Below are 4,058 nucleotides of genomic sequence, written 5' to 3'. Positions count from 1 at the left end.
CCGGGGGGCCCACCCCCCCCCCCCCGCCCCCCCGCCCGCGCAAGGACCCCCCCCCCCCCCCCCCGCGCCCCCCCCGCGCCCCCCCCCCCCCACCGCGGCGGTTCCGCCGCCTAGGATCGCGTCCGTGAGCACCGAGGCGAGCACCCCTGCCGGCAGCGGGACGGGTCTGCCGCGCGCCACCCCCGCTGCGCGCGGCGTCGACTCCCGCGGCGTGGCGGCGTTCCTGGACGCCGTCGAGGCCGCCGCCGGCGTGGAGCTGCACTCCCTGGCGGTGCTGCGCGGCGGGCACGTCGTGGCCGAGGGCTGGTGGGAGCCCTACGCGCCCGAGCTCCCGCACCTGCTGTACTCGGTGAGCAAGAGCTTCACCGCCACGGCCCTGGGCCTGGCGGTCGCCGAGGGCCTGGTGGACCTGGACGCTACCGTCCTGTCGTACTTCCCCGAGCTGGACGCCGACGTGACCGACGAGCGCTCGCGCTCGATCCGCGTGCGGCACGTGGCCGCCATGGCCAGCGGGCACACCGCCGAGACGCTGGGCGAGGCGAGCGCGGACCCCACCGGGGACGTGCTGCGCGGCTTCCTGCGGCTGCCGCCGCAGGGGGAGCCGGGCGAGGTGTTCGCCTACAACCAGCCCTGCACGTACGCCCTGGCCGCGATCGTCCAGCGGGTCACCGGCGGCACGCTGACGCAGTACCTGCGCCCGCGCGTGCTGGACCCGCTCGGCGTGGGGGAGACCGCCTGGGTGCGGGACGAGCGGGGCCGCGAGATCGGCTGGTCCGGGCTGCACGCGACGACGGACGCGCTGGCCGCGCTGGGCGAGCTGCACCTGCGGGGCGGGCGCTGGGGCGGGCGGCAGCTGCTGCCCGAGCAGTGGGTCGAGCAGGTCCGCCGGGCGCACGTCGCCACCGCCGCCGCACACCCCGACCCGGACTGGCAGCTGGGGTACGGCTACCAGTTCTGGGTGTCCCGGCACGGCTACCGCGCCGACGGCGCCTACGGCCAGTTCGCCCTGGTGCTGCCCGAGCAGGACGCCGTCGTGGCGATCACCGGTCAGAGCACCGCCACCCAGGTGCTGCTGGAGGCGGTGTGGGAGCACCTGCTGCCGGCGCTGTCGGCCCCGGACCTGCCGGGGGACGCCGCCGAGCACGACGCCGCGCTCGCCGCCCGCCTGGCCGCCCTGCGCCTGGACGCGCCGCAGGCGGTGGCCGCCTCCGGCGGGCCCGCGGGCGAGCCGGTGGAGGCCCGCCTGTCCCCGCTCCCCGGCAGCGCGCCCGCCACGCTGACGCGCGTGCTGCTGCAGCGCGACGCCGGGGGTGCCGGCTGGTCGGTCGTCCTGGAGGACTCCGGGCAGCGGCTGAGCGCCGCGCTGGGGGAGGGGTGGGTCACCACGGGTCCGCTGGCGACGGCCTGGGCCTGGACCGGCCCGGGGGCGCTGCGGGTGGACGTGGTGTTCGTGCACACCCCGCACCGCCTGCAGCTGCAGCTGGACCCGGCGGCCGGCGCGTTCCGCGGCACCTGGCGCACCGAACCGCTGCACGGGCCCCCGCTGGCGCGGTTGCGCGCCCCCCTGGTCCCCTGAGGCGTTCCGGTCGCGGTCCCCACCGGTGTGCTGCACCGTGGGCCGTTGCCCGCCCGACCCCCCACCGACCCCCGGAGCTGCGGTGATCGACTACCTGCGCGGCGATTCGGCCGCCGTGCTGGACGCCCTGACCGAGCACGTCGTCCTGTCGGTGGTGCCGCTCGTGATCGGGGTGCTGCTGGCGCTGCCCGTGGGGTACCTGGGCGTGCGGTTCCCGCGCGTGTACCAGCCCCTCATGGGCGTGTGGGGCGTCGTGTACGCGATCCCCTCCCTGGCGGTGTTCGTCACGCTGCCGTACCTGCTGGGCACCCGGATCCTGTCGCCGCTGAACGTGGTGGTGGCGCTGGCGGTGTACACGCTGGCGCTGATGGCCCGCACGGTCGCCGACGCGCTGCGCTCGGTGGACCCGGCGCTGACGGAGGCCGCCACGGCCATGGGCTACCGGCGCACGCGGCGCCTGGTGGAGGTGGAGCTGCCGCTGGCCCTGCCGGTGGTCCTGGCCGGGGCGCGGGTGGCGGCGGTCTCCAACATCAGCCTCGTCAGCGTCGGCGCCCTCATCGGTGTCGGCGGCCTGGGCGTCCTGTTCACGCGGGGGTTCCAGCTGGACTACCCGGAGCCGATCGTGGTCGGCATCCTCCTGACGCTGCTGCTGGCTGCCGTGGCCGACCTGCTGCTGGTGCTGCTGCAGCGCTGGGCCACGCCGTGGACGCGGCTGGCCGGGCGGAAGGGCTGAGACCGTGGAGGAGACCCCCTACCTGCTGGACCCCGCGCACTGGAGCGGCGACGGTTCCATCCCGCAGCTCGTGCTGGCCCACCTCGGGTACACGGGCTTGGCGCTGCTGGCCGGGTTCTGCATCGCCTTCCCGCTGGGCCTGCTCATCGGTCACACCGGCCGCGGCTCGTTCCTGGCCATCAACGCGGGCAACGCCGGGCGCGCCCTGCCGACGCTGGGGCTGCTCATGCTGCTGGTCACCCTCATGGGCCTGGGTGTGCTGCCGGTGCTCATCGCCCTGGTGGTCCTCGTGATCCCCCCGATCCTCACCTCCACCTACGCCGGGCTGCGCTCGGTCGACCGCGCCGCCGTGGACGCCGCGCGCGGCATGGGCATGCGCCCTCTGCAGGTGCTGTTCGGCGTGGAGGTGCCCATGGCGCTGCCGGTGCTGTTCAGCGGTCTGCGCGCGGCGACGCTGCAGGTGGTGTCCACGGCGACGGTCGCCGCCGCCGTGAGCCTGTCCGGACTGGGGCGCCTGCTCATCGACGGCCTGGCCGTCAACGACTACGGTCGCGTGCTCGCCGGTGCCGTCGTGGTGGCGGTGCTGGCGATCCTCCTGGACCTGCTGCTGGCCCTGGTGCAGCGGGCCGTCGTCTCACCGGGGATCACCGGCCGCGGCTCGTACCGCGCCCGTGGCCGGCGCCGCCGCACCAGCCCCGACCAGTCCCGCCTCGACGCCGACCTGGCGTGAGCACCGAACGGAAGGCACCACCCATGGATCGCAGAACCCTGCTGACGACCGTCCTGGCCTCGGGCGGCGTCCTGAGCCTGGCCGCCTGCGGGGCGGGGGAGGACCCGCTGGCTGCCGATCCCGGCGGTGAGGGCACCGCGACGTCCGCGCTGGTGGTCGGGTCGGCGAACTTCCCCGAGAACGAGCTGCTGGCGGAGATGTACGCGCAGGTGCTGGAGGCGGCCGGCACCGAGGTGGAGCGCAACTTCGGCATCGGCTCGCGCGAGGTGTACCTGCGCGCGCTGCAGGACGGCTCGATCGACCTGATCCCCGAGTACAACGGTGCCCTACTCGCGGCCGTCTCGGACGGCGGCGTCCCCGAGGACGTCAGCACCCCGGAGGAGGTGCACGAAGCGCTGGAGCAGGCGCTGCCGGACGGTCTGACGGTCCTGGAGCAGTCCGAGGCCCAGAACAAGGACAGCCTGACGGTCACCCGGGCCACCGCCGAGCAGTACGGCCTGACGAGCATCGCGGACCTGGCCCCGGTGGCGGGTCAGCTCGTGGCGGGCGGCGCGCCGGAGTTCGCCGAGCGGTACCAGGGTCTGGTGGGCCTGGAGGAGGTGTACGGGGTGGAGTTCGCCGAGTACCGCTCGCTGGACGTCGGCGGCCCGCTGACCGTGCAGGCGCTGCTGGACGGCGACGTGCAGGTCGCCAACCTCTTCACGACCGACTCCTCGATCGAGACCAACGACCTCGTCGTGCTGGAGGACCCGCAGGACCTGTTCCTGGCCGAGAACGTGGTGCCGCTGATCAACGCCGCGCGCAGCAACGCGCAGATCGCCGCCGCGCTGAACGCCTTCTCGGAGACGCTGACCACCGAGAAGCTCACCGAGTACCTGGCGCGGGTGCAGGTCGGCAGGGAACCGGTCGCGGACGTCGCGCGCGCCTACCTCCAGGCCAACCCGGTCGAGCCGGCAGCGAGCTGACCCGGCCCCGGCGGCGCACGACGACGGCCGGCCACCCGAGCGGGTGGCCGGCCG

At 75.4% G+C, this 4,058-nt stretch carries 4 protein-coding genes; all 4 read left to right on the top strand.

Annotated features, from left to right (window positions below; all coding sequences use genetic code 11):
- Positions 1-124: 124 nt before the first annotated feature.
- The 4 genes from ACRYM0_RS20475 to ACRYM0_RS20460 all read left to right on the top strand — a co-directional run bounded on the left by ACRYM0_RS20475 (position 125) and on the right by ACRYM0_RS20460 (position 4,004).
- Entirely contained in the window at positions 125-1,576 is a 1,452-nt protein-coding gene (locus tag ACRYM0_RS20475) for a serine hydrolase domain-containing protein (protein ID WP_432507692.1), read from the top strand.
- Positions 1,577-1,658: 82 nt separating this feature from the next.
- Positions 1,659-2,309: an ABC transporter permease gene (locus ACRYM0_RS20470; RefSeq protein WP_432507691.1), complete on the top strand. Its 651-nt coding sequence runs from the start codon at positions 1,659-1,661 to the stop codon at positions 2,307-2,309.
- A gap of 4 nt (positions 2,310-2,313) precedes the next feature.
- Positions 2,314-3,039: an ABC transporter permease gene (locus tag ACRYM0_RS20465; RefSeq protein ID WP_432507690.1), complete on the top strand. Its 726-nt coding sequence runs from the start codon at positions 2,314-2,316 to the stop codon at positions 3,037-3,039.
- Between the two features lie 23 nt (positions 3,040-3,062).
- Positions 3,063-4,004 (top strand): ABC transporter substrate-binding protein, encoded by a 942-nt coding sequence (locus ACRYM0_RS20460; protein ID WP_432507689.1) that lies wholly within the window; start codon positions 3,063-3,065, stop codon positions 4,002-4,004.
- The last annotated feature ends 54 nt before the right edge of the window (positions 4,005-4,058 follow it).

It is taken from the genome of Kineococcus arenarius subsp. arenarius (assembly GCF_050871845.1).
GTDB lineage: Bacteria > Actinomycetota > Actinomycetes > Actinomycetales > Kineococcaceae > Kineococcus.
The sequence above is the reverse complement of the archived record's forward strand: the minus strand, read 5'-3'. Positions and strand labels throughout refer to the sequence as shown.